Consider the following 19,853-nt stretch of genomic DNA (forward strand, 5'->3'; position numbering starts at 1 on the left):
CTTCTCATTGCTAATAATTTTATCATTCAAATCACACAATATTTTCGCCACTTTATTCTGGCTTTCTAAATCTGGTAAATCAATCAACATTTCCTCCGCAGATTTTACATTAAAATGCTTCTGTATAGCACCTACTTTATTGTTTTCTACCTGTTTCTTTCCCCACACATTAATATAGGCAGCCAAATAATGCGGATTTACTACTTGAAGATTTGGTCTTACTAATACCACATCAGCACAATTACATCCCTCATAATCTTTTGATACAACACAACATGTGCCTGGTATTCCGGTTCTTACGATAATTAAATCATTTTCATGAAGAATTGACTTTCGCAGTGATTCATTAAATTCTCTAGATATATATTTCAAATCATCTTCTACAATACTAAAAGGCTTTATATTCAGCGAACGAAGAAATTTTACCCCTTCATCTTTATACTGCTTTGCCATATTTCCAACAAATCCCACTGTTAATTCTGCAATATCTGATAATCTAACTCTTCTGCTCTTCATATTTCACCTTCTTTAACTGTTCCAAAATTTCTGCCTGCAGTGCAATTCCCTCAGCAAACAATTCCGTTAATTTTTCTGTGTAACTGTTCATTTTTTCTTGAAACTCTTCCTGCGTCAGTTCCACATACTCAATCTTCACTTCAAAATACTGTCCTGCACTGAATGAACATTTTTTCTGCACTATCTTGTCATAATCTACAACTACAGAAAAATCATCCTTTGGTTCAAAGTTATTAAAGGTATTGATAATATCCTCTATTTCTTCAGGTGATAAAACCGTTCTTTGATTTTTTCCATCTACCTTAACCTTTGTTCCAAGTTTAGATGCATCCATTAAGATTGCCTGCTCATACTTCTTTGAATTGTCCAAAAATAACACAGATACATTTGTTCCTGTCGTAGCAAAAATATTGCTTGGCATTGAGACAACACCTCTGAGCATTCTGTCTTCAACAATGCGTTCTCGTATTTTCTTAGGGATTCCGGTTCCAGCTGTTAGAAATCCTGTCGGAACAACTACTGCTGCTCTACCACCATTTTCCTTCATAGAAAATATGATGTGCTGTAAAAACATCTGATAGATTGCCATACTATCCTTTTTCTTATTTGGTACATTAGGTACTCCAGCCCAAAATCTTTCTTTGTAAATGTCACCTGCAAGAGTATCTCTGTTATCAGAAAAATCCACATTAAATGGAGGATTGCTAACAATATAATCAAATTTCATCAAACCATTTTTCTGACGGTTCAAATGCTGTGGAGAAAGAAGTGTATCTCCATGTACCACATGACCAAGTGAATGTACCAAGTTATTTAAAATAAGATTGAGTCTCAAAAATTCATTAGACTTTTGAGAAATATCCTGTGTATAAATCGTACAATTACTTTCGCCAATTTCATGTGCAAGTGCAAGTACCAGAGTTCCAGAACCTGCCGCCGGATCATATACAGTTACATTCTGCACCCCTTCCGACACCATGATTCTTGCAATAATACTTGCAATAGAATGCGGTGTATAATATTCTGCATACTTGCCAAAATCCTTGTTATAATCCTTAATCAGATACTCAAAAATAGTTGCAAAAAAGTCATACTTCTGTGAAAAAGCCTCTGCAAAACTGAATGTAACTAATTTATCAATCATAGCTTTGCAAAAATCAGACCTCCGATTTGACTCTGTTACATTTTGAGATAAATTCTGATCAAATAAACGAATCTTATCACCGGAGCCAGTACTTACAGAGAACACATCCAGATTAGTGTTAGAAATATCCCATAAAGTTGAATCAAATAATTCGTTAAACTTCTCATCATTCTTATGATTGAAAAGATAAGATATAAAATGCTCTCTCTTGAGTTTTGCAGTAGCCGGTGGTAGAAGCATCATAAGCATTTCATAGTCATCTTCTGACATATTATTTAATGCCTGCTCCATATTCTCGGAATTTTTTAGCTTTTCATCCGCCTGCTGTACCTCATATAGGAACTTATCATTTAAAAACTTATACAAAAAAATCTCTGTTATAATCTTATATTCACTACTGGCATTACCAAGTCCAAAATTGGCACATACTGTCTTAAGATCATCAATCATCTGCTTTGTATTTGCTATTATCGCTTCTGTTGTCATTAGGAAACCCAATCCCTTTCTAATATATATTCTTTCGACAGGCAATTATCTATAAACATAAGTTGAGGTTTGTCTACTTTAACATTTTCTCCCATACATGCTCTCAAAATAATTGGCTGTAAAGATTTAATGAAATAATCCTCATTATCAAGGATATTCTCATTATGAGCAATCTGATCATCTGCTTTAGACTTAACACTCATTAAAATTCTGTGTACCGTAATTGCATCCGCAATAGGTGGTGGACTACCCATAATTCTCTTATGTGTTCTCATGTATTTAACATCACCTGAATACTTTGCCGCAAGCATGCGATCTGCCAGATTCCTTTTTTCCGCCTTCTTTTTCAAAGTATCCAGTTCTCCCATCATCTGCTTCATTTCATCTGCTGTGAGTTCCTCAATATTTTTCTTCTTGAATACCCGCTTTAATTCATCAAGAAGTGAAATATATTCAGGATCTTTTGGATCAAGACATCTATCTACGATTTCTCTTCTTGTTTTTTCCAGGCTATCTCTAAATGCATCAGCAATGATAAGTTCTTCTTCTTTTATCTTACGAAACTGAAAATCTATCTGATCCAATGCCATATTGAGTACCTGTGACATATCCTCTGATGAATCAATGCTATTTTTTAAGTTAATAATGCTAATTCGATTATTGACCTCATTCAGGCACTTGATTGCATTCTCGACATTGAAATGTTCGTATAAATCCTCATACCCATACAAACGGATCAGATTATACATCGCCTTATAATTTTCTAATGCTTGTCGTAAATCAAGTAACTGCTTCTTATCATCAATCTCGCTAATTTGATTAATGAAACTTACCACATTGCTTGTATCATATAGAAAAAGCTGATTTTTTACAACATTCAGATCTTTTTCAATCTCTTCTTTGCTCTTGAAAATATTACTATAGTTTTGTACCTCGTCTCCCAATTCAGATTGAAGTTCATCAAAATATGCTTTATTTGTTTTATCAAACTCATCTTTGATATTTGCAAAATCAACAACATATCCATAATGATAACCTTTATACGGGCGATTTACTCTAGTTAGCGTTTGAAGCAGATTATGTGCTTTAATCATTCGTGCCAAATACTGCTTTTTTAATCGAGGAGCATCGAAGCCGGTCAAAAGCATGTTATAGACCACCAAAATATCTATATTGCCTTTCTTAAACTCTTCCTGATCGTTTTTTCTATCCTGCTTTGTACCTTCATCATGAAGTACCAGTGCATGTGTATAAGCTGAAAAACGATTTAACTGCCTGTCCACTTCCCTTGCCTGTTCCGAAGAATCACAAACAATCATTGCTCCGATAGTGGAATCTAATGCTGTCCTGCCTTCCCCAAAATCATGAATGATATAATCAACCATCTTTTCTACAAATTTAGGATGGGCATATAAATCTTTCTTTGCTATGCTTCCCTGTCTTACTATTTGATCAAGTGTATCATTCATCTGATTCTTATAAGTCGTTTCAATCTCCTCTCGAATCAACTTTAATGTGTAACCATCTGCAATTGACTGATTATAATAATATTTGTGAATATAATTGCCAAATACATCTTTTGTATTGTATCCATCTCCAATAAGCGGTGTACCTGTAAGAGCTATCTGCACTGCATCTCTATCCGATGCCATAAGATTTGCCAGAAATGATCCTGTTGGATTATAACTTCTATGTGCCTCATCCAAGAAGTAAACTCTCTGTACATCCACATTATAATCAGAAGGTTTAGTCACAGAATCCCTGGAAAACTTCTGTATATTGATTACAGTCATTGTCACTTTCCCACTGGTATTTGACTCTCCGGGATTTGTAATATCTGTAATAAACTCTTCCTTATCTTTTATCAATTTTACTTTAAGACCTCTAGCTTCAAATTCGTTCTTCGCCTGCTCTGCTAAATCTAAACGATCCACTATAAAATAAAACTTGGCAATCTTCCCCTCTTCTTTACTAAAATAGTCAGTAAGGAATTTTACGTTGGAATATGCAAGTGCTGTTTTTCCGCTTCCCTGCGTGTGCCAAATTACACCTTTTCTAACTCCTTCTCTCAATTTATCTCGAATTGCCAATGTTGCAAATAGCTGAGGATATCGCATAATATGCTTCTCTATCTCTGTAATACCATCTTTGTTGGTTGTGGTTTTATAGCATATTCCATACTTTAATAAAAACAATAATCGTTCTTTTGTATATAAAGATGTAATGATACGATTGGTAGGCGAGTTTTCCGATAAGGAAGAGGCATACTCTGGAGTTCCTTTAATAGAAATCAGATTTGTATCACTTAAAATAAAAGCTTCATACTCTGGATCAATTGCCTTCATTTTTGCCTCTAATTCTTCTGCTCTCTGCTCACGAAACTTGCTAAAAAACATTCTTTTATAGCTGCTGGAAGCGTAAAAAGCTCCTTGGATTGGTTCAATATCAGAGTCATCATATTCATTATTATTAGAAAACACTGTAAACTGAGTAATTCCAACAAACCGTCGATAAATCTTATTTCCAAACCTTCTCTCCATACGACTTCGTTCTGTCAGAATTCCCTCACGGTTATTATGACGCTTGACCTCTATAAATGATAATGGCATTCCATTAACCAGCACAACAATGTCTGGGCGAAAATTATCATCACCATTTTCATATGGCAATTCAGTTACAACTGTATAGTCATTCTCTGTTCCGCTTATATCATTAAAATTAATCAACTTTATTCCATTAATATCTGATTGCAATATCTGAAAAATGATTTTCCAAGATCATCATTATCTAATTTAATCTTTAGTTCTCCGATAATTTTCTTCGCATCCGCAAGTGTTAATTCTGTTTGATTAATTCGATTAATTGCATCCAAAAACTGACTATAAAAAATATTAGTATCACCATCATAATCTATATTACGTTCTTTATCTTTAATTGACATATAAGTATATCCAAGCCTTGTCAAATGTACAAGTGCTGGAATTTTTACTCTGGAATCTTCTGGTCTTCCCATAAGTGCTTTTCACCTCCAATACGTCATCTATTTTCTTATGAATAATCACATGTATCATTAAGCGAATGGTATACTCTTCTTATCGACTCGATAACATTTTCCCGTGATTTCAGATTATCTAATATTATTGTTTGATATATTTTCCCTACAGATGTTTCTGTTGGTATATCATTTCCATATGAAACAATATTATCGTAATCACCTTCTGGTATCGCATAATCTTCAATCCATTCATCGCATACCTGTTCAAATGAAAGACAATGGTTTACACTTGCCACTTTTAGCTGATGTAACAATACTTTATCAGATAATTTTTCTACTACATCCCTGCTCCTATTATGAGTTTTTCTTGCAACAACCTCTATCATTGTACATACAAAGAACAGATCATCCTCATTCCACTGCAATATCATTCACTTCTATGCTCCTTGTCTCTAACCATGATTAATGCAAATCACTTAAAAATCCATACTCTTCCATTGAATTATGAAAACCGATAGTCTGTATTAAACCTTCCCCACTTTCTTGACAGCAAGATCAAGTTCTAAATCATGTAATCCATAATAAGCTTTTTTCAAAAAATCTACCGTAATTTTTTTTCACAACTTCGGCACTTGGAATATCAAAATACCACTGATAATAAGCATAAAATTCTCCAATCCAGTCTGGGACAAAACCTTCCATTGCTTTTCCCGGTTTCAGCATGTACTCTTCTGTTTCTGTAAAATAATTCCACAGTTCCTTTGCGTCCATTGTATTTACATAAGCTTTTGCTTTATCTATACTTATTCTCGTTTTACTTCTCATATAAGTATTAATAAAATCTTCCGTATCCATATCTGGGAATGACTGTGCAACATAATCAAACAATTTCCCCTGATTTTCCACCACATCATTTAGATAGGCTTCTGAATATGCCCGCATCTTTTTACCTCGTTTCTAATAGCGTACTAAATACCTTTGTTACCTTATTACTGTCAGAATCAACAAGGGCACACATTCTCTCCCTTGCTGTGATATCTCGTTTATTATATTTATCATTAAATTCCGCATATTCAACAAGTTGCAAATCTGATTCCATCTCACTTAATTGGTTATATGCTTTTTGCGTTTTGATACAATATTGAATTCCTAATCCGCCAAGTGAAAGCAACTCTTCCAAAATATCAATATCAATGTTATCCCGAACAAATTCTTTTGCAATATAGAAATAGGATGCATTTGCTCTCCAGCCTTTTATCACATCATATCCATTGGTATCTATTCCATACTTTTCAATAAATTTTGCTGCAAGCATTCGATATCTTCTTGAATCAGCCGCATCACGATGCTTCATTAATTCTGCCAGCCAGGTAAGAACATCGTATTCTTGAAAATCTAGAATTGTCAATCCTGCACAATCCAATTCGTATTTGTGAACCCATCCACTTTTATCATTTGGTCTGCATACTGCCCATTCCTTCGCAAGCTCCAGATTATCCGTCAAATAAAATCCACGTCCATAATCATGCTTGTCATTACCACCACCATATATCGGCGTTATAACTTCATTTGGAGAACCGTGGTAAAGTATAATTTTATCCATTTTGCCTTTCTCCCTGTTTAAGTGTAAGCATAAATAACTTAATCTATTATAACACAGAGAATGACTGATTCGCCATATATTTAGCAAAACTGGCGACAACTGACGATAATACCGATGGCAATCAATTTACTGACTAGGATTTTTCTCTGAATAAAAAGCAAAAATCCGCTTACCTGTACAAAAGGCAGTGGATTTTAGTTTTTACTTCTTCTATTTTATTTTTCTGGAGTTTCTTCACATCTTCTAATGACATATTTCCAACTCATGAATCATGTCACACGCAATGTGCGTTCCATCCTCTAAAATAAACATTTTGTCATAATCACGGATTTTTCTAAATGTTCCTGTCACTGTCTCATATTTGCCGCCCTCTTTTCTGTCATCCGGCTTAAAATATGTCACTGTCACTGCCAGATGTTCCTCTGCATGTGCCATCAGTTCCTGCAGTTTTTCGTTCAGTTCCTCCTTCTTATCCTCATTCAGCTCTGCCTGTTCTTCCGTAAGTCTTGCAGTCTCCTGGATTGCCGCCTCATGCCCGGTCAGTGCTGCAAACGGAGAGAACTGTGCCGCTCTGTCATAAATTGACATCTGCGGATGTACTTTGGAAACGTGATGTGGAAGCCCAATGATATCCTCATACTCTTTTTTATACATGATGACCTCCAATCTGATTATTTCGCTCCTGCATGGTCGCCCCCTCCTGAAGGTTTGTTCCTTTTAGCATTGCATTTTTACCATATTTTTTCTTAACCGAAAGCATTGCCTCCTGCAGCCTTCGCTCTTTTTCGCGTTTTTCCTGTTCGGCTTCCTGTTCCTCTGCCACTGCCTGATAATCAGTAAATAAATCCATCTGTGTAAATTCTGTCTCTTCCGATATCGATTGCTCGTCCAGGGCATGGTTCGCTGTAACATAAACCCGGCGAATCAAAAGATTCTCATCAACAATCCGGTCATACAGTTCTAATACTGCTTCCATGATCTGTGATGTAGAAGATGTCTTTTTCTTAAGATTTGCTGTCCCATGTGCATGCTTTGGCACAACTCTGCCATACCGGTCTGCTTTCACCTCTCCACGGTATTTTTTCCTGCGTTCCGGGTCTGCCAGATTCTCAATATCATACCCGACATCAAGCACAAGCTGGTCTGTCACAAGCTTTTTCTCCACAAGATCGAGCACCAGTGCATCGGTCATCTCACGGACAATGATTTTTGTCTGGTTAAAATCATACGGACAATGAAGCACCTGACCGGAACCGATACTGTTTGTCTCCGGCTTATATCCCTTAATATCCGCAATTGTGACAGGCTCATATCCCCAGGCATGATCGATCAGAAGCTCTGCATTAATGCCAAACATTTTATAAAGAAGCTCTTCGTTATAATAATCTCTCTCACCGCCGATGGAACAGCGTGCAATATCGCCCATCGTATAAAGTCCGGCCGCTTCTAACTTTTTCCGGTAGCCACTTCCTACCCGCCAGAAGTCCGTCAATGGTCTGTGATTCCACAATAATTTCCGGTAAGACATCTCATCAAGTTCCGCGATCCTCACTCCATGTGCATCCGGCATGACATGTTTTGCCACGATATCCATTGCGACTTTACACAGATAAAGGTTGGTTCCGATTCCGGCTGTTGCAGTAATCCCTGTCTCCTGCATCACATCAAGGATCATCTTTGATGCCAATTCCTTCGCCGTCATATGATAGGTGTTCAGATAATGCGTCACATCCATAAACACTTCATCTATAGAGTACACATGCATATCTTCCGGTGCGATATATCTCAGATAAATGTTGTAAATTTGTGTACTGAATTTCATATAGAGTGCCATTCGTGGCTTTGCTGTTACATAAGTAACAGAAAGCTCCGGGTGTGCCTTCAGTTCGTCCGAAAAATAGGAACTTCCCTCAAACACTCTTTTCGGTAACTTTTGCAGTCTCTCCCGGTTTACCTCTTTCACACGCTGCACAACTTCAAAAAGTCTCGCTCTTCCCGGGATTCCATATGCTTTTAAAGAAGGCGAAACTGCCAGACAGATTGTTTTCTCTGTCCGCTCTGCATCCGCCACGACAAGATTGGTCGTCAGTGGATCAAGATCTCTTTCCCGGCACTCAACAGAGGCATAGAACGACTTTAAATCAATTGCTATATAAATATGATTTTCATTTTCGCTCAAGAACGCACCTCCCATTTTTTACGCCACTGCATTCGCATTAATATTATCTATGACCTTTTTGATTCCCATCCAGTGCTACCATACACGGCAGGCGGTTAATCCTCACTCCAGAGGACTGTGACCTCTGATTACATAGAAATCTGCTTGCAGAAATCTTGCGAATGGAGGATTTGCTTTGCTCTTGGTTATATCGTTGGTTCTAAGAGCAATGACAAGACGCAAAAATAACCGCCTGGTCCTGAGAAAACTTGGCGGTTACTTTTGTAATCTACTATTTCAGGCTAACCATCTATCGGTAGCACTTTTATATAAATATACTAACATTCAATCTCTTCCATGTCAAACATATATTCTTTTTTAATAGTCTACCTTGCCAGTCAATGACTGAATTAAATATCCTATATGTTTTTTACACCAGCTTACTCTGCTTTTGCATCCGAAACACTGACCTTATGGTCATACCATTTTCCTTTTGTTCCGATCAGTGCAAGGTCAAACTCCTGATCTAATGCTTCTACCGGAACGTCAAAAGCATAAACTTCCTCTTTGGAACCATCAGAGTATGTAACTTCTTCTGTTGTTGGCTGGATCAGTTTTGCTCCATCCTTCTGTGCATCTTCTGCTGTTCCTAAGAAAAGATTTACAATGTTCTGGGATGGCATCACAATGTGAAGTGTCATTTTGCCATCCTTTACCATAAGTGTTCCACGTCCGTCATAGACTTCGTTCACATGAAACATACCGCTGTCAGTGTCGAATTTTGCAGAATATGTTCCGTCTGCAAGAGCTTCACTCTTACTTGCGGAAGAAAGCATAGCAGAACCGAGGGATTCGATGGCTGCTTTTGTATGGGCTGCATAAATCTGCTGGATAGCATCGATTCCGCCGAGTCCAGCGATCTGGCAGTCAACGCTTTCAAAGTTACCGCTTGCAACAAACTGGCTCTTCCAGGAATCATCATCATCGCCAGCCATATCGTTGTTGGCGTGATCTCCGGCTACGACCATTAAAGGACGAAGGATCACTTTTGTGTATCCTGCTTCTTTTACTGCTGCGATCACGTTCTCACATGCTGTCTCTTCCGGCTCACCTTCTACTGTTCCGATGAATACGTTGTCATAACCTAATTTTTCCATCTGGGCAGCCATCTGGCTGTAGCTTACTTTTGCAGTATGGGAAGTACCATGTCCCATGAATACAAATGCTGTACCATCTTCTTTTGCTGCCTCTAAGGAATCAAAACCTGCTGTCTTTACTGCCTCTGCTGTGATAGCTTCTGCAACGGCTGCTTTATCTTCATTGACAACAGTTGCATCACTTCCAACTTCGCCAAGTAACGGTTCAGCGATCGTAACTGTCTCAAATTTATCTTTGTATCCGTCTAATGCATCTACGAGTTCATCATACTCTGCACCATGCATTAAATGAGTTGGCTGTACAACGAGATTTTTTACACCATTCTCTACTGCTCTGTCGAGTGCCTGTTCTACATTGTCAATTTTTTCACCATCTCTTGCCTGTACATGGTTGATGATGATCTGAGCTGTGAAAGCTCTTCTTACAGACCAGTCCGGATTTGCTTCCTGCAGTGCTTTTTCCACACCACCGATATCCTCTGCCCTGCTGTCATTGAAGGATGTACCAAAGCTTACAACTAAGAGCTCGTTCTCACCAATTCCGTCCTCATTCAAAGGATCATCCTTGGATGCATCTCCTGTATCTCTTCCGAAGTAATCCGGATCTGCATTTTCTCCCTCGACCAGCTCTTTCTGAGCGTCTGTCAATTTGTCCCATGCTGCTTTTGCTGCTGCACACTGCTCATCTGTGTTCTCATTTCTGGTCTGCACATAGATGGCATCGATGAGTGTTGCAACTTCGTCTGCTGCGGCCTGATCATCGACCTCTTCACTCTCTGTCTCAGCAGCTGTTTCTGTCTGTGGCTGTGTTGTCTCTGTCTCGTTCTTACTTCCGCAGCCTGTAAAAAGAGCTGCTGTCATTGTAAACGCAAGAACAAGTGCAAGTGTTTTTTTCTTCATTTTTTTCTCCTCTTTGTGATTTACTTCTGCTTCATAGAGATCTGTACACAAAGAAAAATTTATTATCCAATCCTTACGGAAACAGACAATAAAAAACTCCGGTCAGATGTCCTGAACGGAGTAAAAAGTCAATGAAAATCAGGCTTTTTGTCAGAAAGCCCTCTAAACAGTACGACCAATTACTCGTGATCTGGGAATTCATTTCCCTGTACCAGACGATTGGCAGGTTTCCTGGCTGAAAGATCCTCATACAGATTCTGCCTTCCCAGTGCCATGCACCAGTGGCTTTCCATGCGGAAAAAGAATCTGCACTCCCTTATCACAGTGACGAGATCGTACAGGAATCACACCTGTTTCCCTTTTAACCAGTCTGGTCTTAACAAAACCGGCTGGCACCAACTGTCTTCTCTATGAAACTGTCATTTTTTTACGCTTCCATACCGCGTGAATGATATAGCAGTCTAAAGCCTTATCCATGTTAGCACACCCATGTTTTTTTTGCAATCTCAAATGTGTTTTTCTGTTCTTTCCAAAAACCATTTCACAAACTTTGGATCTGACGGATAATACAGATGTGGAAATCCCCAGAAATGGTCGTCCGATGCATGAATGCACTTCCAGCTTCTTCCTGTCACCGGTTTTGTGGCAATGCAATCCTCTCCATTCGCTGTGCTGTCAAAATAGTGGAACTCATGCGCCTTTATTTTTTCCGGCTCCGGCATTTCTGCTGTTCCCTTCTCCGTAAGCCCTTGCGGCAGTTGTACTTCCACATAACCAAAACGTACCAGTTTTCCCGTGTACTGACACTCTGCCGGGATCACACCTGCCATTTGATAAGTTGTTCCCTCCCTGTCTGTGAGCGTGTCATGCAGATACATAAATCCCCCACATTCTGCCAGGGAAGGTAACTGCTGTTCCAACGCTTCTTTGATTGATTTCCGCATGCTCTCATTTTCTTCAAGCTGGCTGGCGTATAATTCCGGATAACCGCCGCCTAACAGTATGCCATGAATGTTTTCCGGAAGCTTCTCATCATGCAGCGGTGAAAAAATACCAGCTCTGCTCCATAGTGTTCCAGCATTCTTAGGTTGTCACGGTAATAAAAACAGAATGCTTCGTCTTTCGCTACTGCGATGCGGGGCGGTATTGTATTTGTATCAGAGTTTCCTATATCATATAGTTTATTTTTTTCATTGGAGATTGCTTGCAAAAAAATTTTAACTTTCCCAGATGCTTCTTTTTCTTCCAAATTTTTTTCTGGCTTCATTTCATTTTCTTGCTCTATTTCATCTTCTAGCTTTGTTTCATCATCTTCTACAGTTTCTTCTTTCTCTCGCAAAGCGCATTCCGCAATCCCGATCATCGCATCGACATCCACATATTTTTCCAACAATTGTCCGGCTTTTTCCAGCTGAAAATTCAGTTCTTTCATTTCTTCTGGCAGAATCAATCCAAGATGTCTGGAACCTAATGTCAACTCTTTTTCATTTGGAATACATCCCAATGCTTTTATCGAAAGTTCTTCTTCGATCAATGGTGCAATGGTATCAAAAAACATTTTACTTGTCCGGTTTAAAATAACCCCTTTGATCAGCTTCTTCTCGTCATACTGTAAGAATCCTGCAATGAGCGGGATCACAGATTTTCCCATGCCATGCGCATCCACGACCAGAATAACCGGGACATCCAGCGTCCTGGCCAGATGGTAAGAAGAACCTTCCTCCCTGATTCCGCCAAGTCCATCGTAAAGTCCCATAACACCTTCTAACACTGCGATATCATGCCCCGGTAGCTCCATCTCATACAATGTCTGTATTTGTAATGCATCCGAAAAAAATGTATCCAAATTTTTGGATGGAATTTTTAACACCTGTTCATGAAACATCGGATCAATATAATCCGGTCCACACTTAAAGGACACCGGATGTTTTTTCCTGCATAATAACTGTTTTAAAAAAGCACATGTGACGGTTGTCTTTCCACTGCCGCTTTTTACCGCAGCGATCATAACTTTCGGTATTTTCAATCCCATTTAAGACACCTCCCCGGTAAAATCAAAAGAGCAGATGTAGATTGGATTTTCTCCCTGCATCAGATGATAATCGCCGATTGTTTTTGCACGAGATACCTGCACCTGAATGATCTCGAGATCCGTGATACGGCTGTCTGTTTTTAGCAATGTCAGTTCACTGATCGTCTCTAAACTGATGCAATTGATCACAATCCTCATTGCATGATTTTTTTATATAAAACATCTAAGATTTCTTTTAATCTGCCACTGCTTCCACCGATGAACGCATGTGTCGGATGCTCACTACGTTCTTCTGTCTTAAGACAGTCCGGTGCCTCACCGGCGATTACCTGAATGTTCGGCAGAGCGAATTTCTCGATATTTTTCTGGATCAGTTCCAGTGCAAGAGGCTTTTTTTCTATCGCATAAACCTGGATCTGTCCGCTTCTCTTTGCAATTTCTATTGCAATCGATCCTGTTCCGCTTCCGATATCATAGCAGACGGAATCCTCTTGTAAATGCAATTTGCAGATGGACAACGCTCTTATCTCTTCTTTCGTCATCGGAACTTTATCCCGCAAAAATTCCTCATCCCGCATCCCACAGGTAACTGCCTTTTTTTCTGCATCCGGATTTAAGATGAGACATATATATAATCCGGTTTCTTCCACATGTTCACATGCTTCCGGCGTTAATGCCAAAACTTTCTCCTGCGGATAGGACAGCTGGAAACCTGCAAGTACCTTACAGTTCTGTAAATGATATTTCTGTAACAGTCTGCCGAGTTTTTGCACATCCTCTTTTCCGGACATCAGCAAAAATGTTTTTTTAGAAAAACGAATGGTTTCTGTCAGATTTCCGATCCACTCTGTCTCCACTCCGTGTCCATGGATACTTAAAACAGCCGCATCCTGATAACTGTACCCGGTCAATGCCGCAAAATAGGATACCGATGAAATTCCGGGATAGATACGCACACTGCTGTCACTTCTGCCCTTCAGTGTTTCATATAGTTTCCCGCATCCGCTGTAAAAACCGGTATCACCGGAAAAAAGAATGACCACTTTTACCCCGCAGCCGGATAACCGGTCCAGCTCTGGGACAATATCCGCTGCAAGATAATAGGGATAACGGACTGCCTGCTCATTTTTTGTTGTCCTTAGCAGCCGTTTTGCTCCAAAAATGTAGTCTGCTTCCCGGATTTTTTCTGCTGCTTCCATCGTGAGCGTCTGCGCATTTCCCATACCGATTCCGATCAGGAAAATATGATTTTTTATTGTTTTTCCTGTGATTTCTGAAATTTTTCTGCACACCTGTGCAAAAGAATCCCCACTGTTTTGTTTTTCCGGATTGCCGATCACACAAGCAGTGATCCCTTCTGCCCCGGCAGCTTTTATTTTTTCCAGAAATCCCCCGGTTCTGCCACTCTCCTTTGTGACCAGGTACCTTATATGAAACTGTCTGATCAGTGCACGGTTCATTTCCAATGAAAAAGGTCCCTGCATCGCAATAATCTGTTTTCCACAGATGCCGTTCTGCTCGCAGAGAGATATGCTCTCCAATCCCGGCAATACACGGACAAACAGGCGGTCTTTTAATGCTTCCTTCTGACTGTATGTGGCAAGATCTTTGCTCCCGGTTGTGAGCAGGATGTTTCCATCTGTGAAGTTTAAAAAGTCTGCACATTCTGTGGTGTCACTGCACAGGATCACATCTGAGTGATTTTCCTGTATTGTATCCTTATTTAAAGCAATATCCGAAGTCTCCCTCTGCAGCCGGATATATGGAATCTCCGTATTTTTCAGGCTTTCCCTGATATTTTCCGAAACTGCCGTTGCAAACGGATGCGTTGCATCCACCACCGCTGCCACCTCGCTCTGTGCGATGAACTTCTGCATTTTCTCCAAATCCATCCTGCCTTTATGAACCGTAACTCCATCCATCTCCGGCATGACGCTCTCACCATATTCTGTTGCCACGAAAACAATACAGTGGATTCCATTTTCAGACAATGTCTGTGCTAACATGCGTCCTTCTGTTGTTCCTGAAAAAATTACAATTCTATTCATGAATTTCTTTCTCCTGTTTACACGATTGTCACATGCAAATTAAAATACGGCATACTTTAAACCACCGGATCCGGCAGCACATACCCTCTTGGTGTGACAAGTTTCCCACCTATGATTTTTGTTCTGGAATTTCCAATAAATACCGTTGTAAACATATTTACCTGACGCTCCCGCAATTCTGCGAGTGTGCAGACTTCACAGGCTGTGTTTTCTCTTCCGATATTTTCCACATATCCGCAGGCTCTCTCCGGCTCCACTCCGTTTTTTTGTAAAATGTCACAGGCCTTCTTGAGATAATCTGCCCTGTGGTGGCTGGATGGATTATAAATCGCCATGCAAAAATCGCCCACTGCCGCTGCCGCAAGCCTTTTTTCAATAATCTCCCACGGTGTCATAAGATCACTTAAGCTGATGACGCAGTAATCGTGGTTTAGTGGTGCTCCAAGCGCCGCTGCCCCACTGTTTGCCGCTGTGATCCCCGGGATCACCTCAAGTTCACATCCCGGATGCGCTTCCGACATCTCATAGAGCAGGGATGCCATTCCATACACACCTGCATCCCCACTGCATACCATCGCAACCGTTTTTTCTTTTTCTGCTTCCTCAAAACACATCTCACAGCGTCTGACTTCCTGTTTCATCGGTGTGGATAAAAATTCTTTTTCCCGATATTTACCGCCTAATAATTTTAAATACACCGGATATCCGACGATCACATCGCTGCCGCACAATGCATGATCTGCCTGTGGAGTCATCATTTCCCCGGTTCCCGGTCCCATTCCCACGATATAAATTTTACTGCTCATCGATCCTGTACTCCTTTGCCAGTTCTCTTTCCAATTTCCAGTCGTATTTTACAATTGCGATTGTCATGCCGTTTTCCGCCTGCTTCCTCAAAATGAAAGTTCCTTCTTCGTTTGCCGCTTTCATTGCAGCCCGCTCGCAGACATTGTCCACGCCTGTCTTTTCTCTTACAAAGGAGGACTCCTGAAAGTCTCCCTTTACCTGTTTTAACTCCTCCGCAGAATAGGTTAAAAACGGAATCCGGTTTGCCATGCACCACCGCAGCAGGCCTTCCTCCTCTTTTTTCAGATCAATGGAAGCTGCTGCGCGCACAAGTTTTTTTTCAATGCCTGCATGATCCAGCCACTTTTGTATAAATGCATTCAGTTCTTCAAAGCTTTTTCCCCTGCGGCAGCCGATTCCTAAAATATATTCTCTCGGCTGCAATCCGAGTACTCCCTGCTCTAAGTCTGTTTTCTCCGATGAGATCACAATATCCGGCGTTTTTCCATCCAGTATTTTGGCTGAGACTTTTGCGATCCCCTCCCGGTTATAAATGGAAAGACCACATTTTTTTGCAAACAGATCCACAGAAAACGCATGATTCACATCGGTTGCTGTTGTGATGACCGGAATCCCGCCGATCTGCCCTGCAATCTGTTCTGCGAGCTCATTTGCACCTCCCATATGCCCGGAAAGCAGCGGGATCACAAAAGTCCCTGCCTCGTCTGCCACAACCACCGGACTGTCACTCAGCTTATCCGACACAAATGGTGCGATCATGCGCACTGCAATGCCACAGGCTCCAATTACAACAATGGCATTTTTCTCTGCAAACTGCTGTCTTGTCCAGTCAGATAGCGATAATCCAAGGTTTTTTGCTTCTTCCGTTTTCGCGCTCGCAAAAGCCTGTCTGATTTTTTCTGCAAGTTTTGTTCCGTTCTCTGTAAACGTAATAATACTGATATTCATTCTTTTTCCCTTGATTTTTTTATCTTACGAAATTCCGTCTCAAAATCCGGCGCATACAGTCTGGATTTCCCATAATGCTGATGTGCCACAATATCTCCCACGATGATCAGCGCTGTTTTTGTAATGTTATGCGCTTTTGCCGTCTCTTCTAACTGTTCCACCGTACACAGATACGCTTCTTCCTCCGGCCAGGTCGCCTTGTATACAATCGCTGCCGGTGTGTCTTTCCCATACCCGCCTGCGATCAGCCGTCTGCCCAGTTCTCCCAGCATTCCTGTACTTAAATAGATTGCCATGGAAGCATGATGTGCTGCAAAACTCTCAATGCTCTCTCTCTCCGGCACTTTGGTTCTGCCTTCCATGCGGGTAATGATCAATGACTGGGACACTTCCGGTAAAGTATATTCCAGATTTAACAAAGCTGCTGCTCCAAAACAGGCACTTACCCCAGGACAGCTTTCATACAAAATACCTTTTTCATCCAGCAGATCCATCTGTTCCCGCACTGCTCCGTAAATGCTCGGTTCCCCAGTGTGAAGCCGCACTGTCGTAAGCTCTTGTTTTTCTGCCTCTTCCATGACAGCGAGTACCTCTTCTAAGGTCATGTATGCACTGTTATGTATCTCACACTCTTTTTTGCAATAAGATAAAAGTTCCGGATTCACAAGCGACCCCGCATAAATTACCACATCCGCCTTTTCTAACAGACGCATTCCACGTACCGTGATAAGATCTGCCGCTCCAGGTCCTGCTCCCACAAAATAAACCATTGTTTTGTTTCCTTTCTAATTTATGTATTTGCGAAACCCTTCATAATCTTCTTTAAATTGTGAAAAATTAACAAAATTTTCGAAAACACGCTTTCGCTACGTGTCGCTGGTAACGGTACTAAGAAGCCAGTCACAACTTACGTTGTATCTGCCTTCTAAGGACCGACCGCTCCCCAGTGTTTTCTCAAGCTTTTGTTAATTTTTCACAATTTAATTTAGGTTTTCAAGAGTTTCGCAATTGTCTAATAAATCACATTAATTCCTGTAAAAACTTCTCTGCTCCAGCGGACTTTGCCAGCTCTCCAAATTCATTGGAGTAAAGGATAACCTCGATCTGCATTTTTCCTGCCGCCCGTTTATTCAGATAAAACATGATTTTTGACAGTAGATCCTGCATCACAGCATCTTTTTTCCCACAGGCATCCAGTTTCCTGACTGCTTCTTCCGTGGTGACACATTGCAGGATTTCCTCTAAAACCGGATAAGGCACCTGATTTCTCACAGAAGCTGCGGCAAGCACTTCCATACGGCAGTCTCCCTCTCTGGAATGTGTGTTCATGATTCCTCCTGCCACTTTCACAAGCTTGCCGATATGTCCTGTGAGCAGCATTTTTTCAAATCCAGTGGTGATCGCCATATCAATGGTGTCTCCGATAAAATTACTGCACTTTACGCTCCGGTCAAGGTCGTAACCATATGTTTTTTTCATGTAATCCAACCCGTAATTACCGGGCGAAACAGCGGCGATTCCATAACCTTCTGCCTTTTTCTGGTTCAATTCCACTTTGATCGTATCAAGAAGCGCCTGACTGCTCATCGGTTCTACGATCCCGGAAGTTCCCAAAATGGAAATTCCCCCGACGATCCCAAGTCTCGGATTGAAGGTCTGCTCCGCCAAATGTTCTCCGTCGGGCACCGAGATCGTGATATGAAGTTCTCCGGAGAAATCTGCCAATGCGCATACCTCCTGCACTTCTTTTTCGATCATCTCCCGTGGCACATGATTAATGGCTGCATTTCCGACCGGCTGGTCTAATCCGGGTTTTGTCACTCTGCCAACCCCCTTTCCACCGTCAATGCAAATGACTGCCCTTTTTTCCTGCATCGCTTTCACATGAATGCCTGAAAATTGTCTGTTATTCTGCCCCGGTATTTTTTTCTCCCCATCTGCAAAACGCACTGTGGAAAAAATGAGTGTCCCGGATGTAATATCGGGATCATCTCCACCATCTTTTCGTACTGCGCAGGTAACTTCTGTTTCACTTCTTGTAATTTCAAGTATCTCTGTTTGAAACAGAATCCCTTTCGGTGTCTGTATTGTTATATTTTGTTTTAACTTTCCTGTCAGCATCATATATGCTGCTGCTTTTGAGGCAGCCGCCGCACAGCTTCCTGTTGTAAATCCATATCGCATCATTCATCCACTCTTGCATGATTTTCTTATGGTCTGCACGGAAACTCAGCAGACCAGTGAATCTATTACTTAAATTTACATTTAATTTTCATCTCGAAGTTCATATAAAAGTGCATTGCAGATTGCCGCTGCAATGTTACTGCCACCTTTTCTTCCCCGGTTGATAATATACGGTACATCCGTTTTTAAAATCAGATCCTTTGCAGCCTCCACATTCACAAAGCCAACCGGAACCCCGATAATAAATGCCGGGCGGTATTTTCCACTCTTTATCATTTCATATAATTCGATCAATGCTGTCGGCGCATTGCCTATGGCAAAGATCACCGGCTTTTCTATCTGTGCTGCTTTTTCCATGCTCACAGCTGCCCTTGTGACACCGCGCTCTTTTGCAATCTTTGCCACCTCTTCCTCAGCCATAAAACAGTGTGCCTTTCCTCCGTATTTTGCCAGTTCTTTTTTATTCACGCCGGCAAGTGCCATGTTTGTATCGGTGACAATGTCTGCACCATTTTGTATCAGTTTTTTTGCAATCCCGACCGCATGGGCGGAATAAGTCATGGTCTTTGCATAATCAAAATCTGCGCTGGTATGGATGGCTCTCTTCGTCACAAGCTCCTGCTCTTTTGGAAGAACGATTCCTTTTTCCTCCAGCTCTTTTGAGATTATGGCAAAGCTTCGTTTTTCGATATCCTGTGGTCTGACGTATTCTATGTTTTCCATCTGATGCTCCTTACTTTCCTGCAGTGTTGATATGGGTGATTGCGAAACGCTTTATAATCTATCTCGAATTGTGAAAAATCAACAAAAACATTCAAGACACGCTCTCGCTATGTGTCACTCGCAGCGGTACTAAGAAGCCAGTCACGACTTGC

Annotated in this window: 19 protein-coding genes and 1 riboswitch; all 19 genes read right to left on the reverse strand. The window is 40.7% G+C overall.

From position 1 onward, the window contains the following. Positions 1-516, reverse strand: a 516-nt coding sequence (locus ROSEINA2194_RS08030; RefSeq protein WP_007885485.1) for a restriction endonuclease subunit S, incomplete at its 3' end; no start/stop codon positions are given. Next, entirely contained in the window at positions 497-2,146 is a 1,650-nt protein-coding gene (locus ROSEINA2194_RS08035) for an HsdM family class I SAM-dependent methyltransferase (RefSeq protein ID WP_007885486.1), read from the reverse strand. The genes ROSEINA2194_RS08030 and ROSEINA2194_RS08035, both read right to left, overlap by 20 nt. Continuing rightward, on the reverse strand, positions 2,146-4,872 hold the full coding sequence (locus ROSEINA2194_RS08040) for a DEAD/DEAH box helicase family protein (RefSeq protein WP_252832568.1): 2,727 nt from the start codon (positions 4,870-4,872) through the stop codon (positions 2,146-2,148). Before ROSEINA2194_RS08040 ends, ROSEINA2194_RS08035 begins: the two co-directional genes overlap by 1 nt. Positions 4,873-4,874: 2 nt before the next feature. After that, on the reverse strand, positions 4,875-5,159 hold the full coding sequence (locus ROSEINA2194_RS21955) for a hypothetical protein (RefSeq protein WP_007885488.1): 285 nt from the start codon (positions 5,157-5,159) through the stop codon (positions 4,875-4,877). A gap of 35 nt (positions 5,160-5,194) precedes the next feature. After that, the gene (locus ROSEINA2194_RS08045; RefSeq protein WP_007885490.1) at positions 5,195-5,572 is read right to left on the reverse strand and encodes a hypothetical protein; all 378 of its coding nucleotides are present in this window, start codon (positions 5,570-5,572) and stop codon (positions 5,195-5,197) included. Between the two features lie 136 nt (positions 5,573-5,708). After that, positions 5,709-6,083, reverse strand: coding sequence for a hypothetical protein (locus ROSEINA2194_RS08050; RefSeq protein WP_007885491.1), 375 nt, complete (start codon positions 6,081-6,083; stop codon positions 5,709-5,711). A 4-nt stretch (positions 6,084-6,087) separates the two neighbouring features. Beyond that, on the reverse strand, positions 6,088-6,744 hold the full coding sequence (locus ROSEINA2194_RS08055; protein WP_007885493.1) for a DUF3990 domain-containing protein: 657 nt from the start codon (positions 6,742-6,744) through the stop codon (positions 6,088-6,090). A 243-nt stretch (positions 6,745-6,987) separates the two neighbouring features. Continuing rightward, positions 6,988-7,398, reverse strand: a complete 411-nt coding sequence (locus tag ROSEINA2194_RS08060) for a YolD-like family protein (RefSeq protein ID WP_007885494.1) — start codon at positions 7,396-7,398, stop codon at positions 6,988-6,990. After that, positions 7,391-8,938: a Y-family DNA polymerase gene (locus ROSEINA2194_RS08065; protein WP_007885496.1), complete on the reverse strand. Its 1,548-nt coding sequence runs from the start codon at positions 8,936-8,938 to the stop codon at positions 7,391-7,393. Before ROSEINA2194_RS08065 ends, ROSEINA2194_RS08060 begins: the two co-directional genes overlap by 8 nt. A 404-nt stretch (positions 8,939-9,342) precedes the next feature. Further along, positions 9,343-10,959 carry a sirohydrochlorin cobaltochelatase gene (locus ROSEINA2194_RS08070; protein WP_044927505.1) on the reverse strand — a complete coding sequence of 539 codons (1,617 nt, stop codon included), beginning with the start codon at positions 10,957-10,959 and terminating at the stop codon, positions 9,343-9,345. A 204-nt stretch (positions 10,960-11,163) separates the two neighbouring features. Next, positions 11,164-11,374: riboswitch (cobalamin riboswitch) on the reverse strand. Positions 11,375-11,465: 91 nt separating this feature from the next. Then, a complete protein-coding gene (locus ROSEINA2194_RS22920; protein WP_330370383.1) occupies positions 11,466-12,011 on the reverse strand; it encodes a hypothetical protein in 546 nt (181 codons plus the stop codon). Next, positions 11,954-12,991 carry a cobyrinic acid a,c-diamide synthase CobB gene (locus tag ROSEINA2194_RS08075; RefSeq protein WP_007885511.1) on the reverse strand — a complete coding sequence of 346 codons (1,038 nt, stop codon included), beginning with the start codon at positions 12,989-12,991 and terminating at the stop codon, positions 11,954-11,956. The genes ROSEINA2194_RS22920 and ROSEINA2194_RS08075 overlap by 58 nt, the downstream gene beginning before the upstream one ends. Then, positions 12,992-13,180: a hypothetical protein gene (locus ROSEINA2194_RS21960; protein ID WP_252832569.1), complete on the reverse strand. Its 189-nt coding sequence runs from the start codon at positions 13,178-13,180 to the stop codon at positions 12,992-12,994. It abuts the gene before it with no gap. Between the two features lie 5 nt (positions 13,181-13,185). After that, positions 13,186-15,039, reverse strand: a complete 1,854-nt coding sequence (gene cobK / locus ROSEINA2194_RS08080) for a precorrin-6A reductase (RefSeq protein WP_007885513.1) — start codon at positions 15,037-15,039, stop codon at positions 13,186-13,188. A gap of 56 nt (positions 15,040-15,095) precedes the next feature. Next, complete coding sequence (gene cobJ, locus ROSEINA2194_RS08085) at positions 15,096-15,845, reverse strand: precorrin-3B C(17)-methyltransferase (protein ID WP_007885514.1); 750 nt, start codon at positions 15,843-15,845, stop codon at positions 15,096-15,098. Beyond that, positions 15,835-16,794 carry a cobalt-precorrin 5A hydrolase gene (locus ROSEINA2194_RS08090; RefSeq protein WP_007885515.1) on the reverse strand — a complete coding sequence of 320 codons (960 nt, stop codon included), beginning with the start codon at positions 16,792-16,794 and terminating at the stop codon, positions 15,835-15,837. The genes cobJ and ROSEINA2194_RS08090 overlap by 11 nt, the downstream gene beginning before the upstream one ends. After that, positions 16,791-17,564: a precorrin-4 C(11)-methyltransferase gene (gene cobM / locus ROSEINA2194_RS08095; protein WP_007885517.1), complete on the reverse strand. Its 774-nt coding sequence runs from the start codon at positions 17,562-17,564 to the stop codon at positions 16,791-16,793. Before cobM ends, ROSEINA2194_RS08090 begins: the two co-directional genes overlap by 4 nt. 250 nt (positions 17,565-17,814) lie before the next feature. Further along, complete coding sequence (gene cbiD, locus ROSEINA2194_RS08100; protein ID WP_044927517.1) at positions 17,815-18,978, reverse strand: cobalt-precorrin-5B (C(1))-methyltransferase CbiD; 1,164 nt, start codon at positions 18,976-18,978, stop codon at positions 17,815-17,817. 81 nt (positions 18,979-19,059) lie between these two features. Continuing rightward, positions 19,060-19,701, reverse strand: a complete 642-nt coding sequence (locus tag ROSEINA2194_RS08105) for a precorrin-8X methylmutase (RefSeq protein WP_007885523.1) — start codon at positions 19,699-19,701, stop codon at positions 19,060-19,062. Positions 19,702-19,853: the final 152 nt, after the last annotated feature.

The sequence above is a fragment of the Roseburia inulinivorans DSM 16841 genome, from assembly GCF_000174195.1.
Classification (GTDB): Bacteria; Bacillota; Clostridia; order Lachnospirales; family Lachnospiraceae; genus Roseburia; species Roseburia inulinivorans.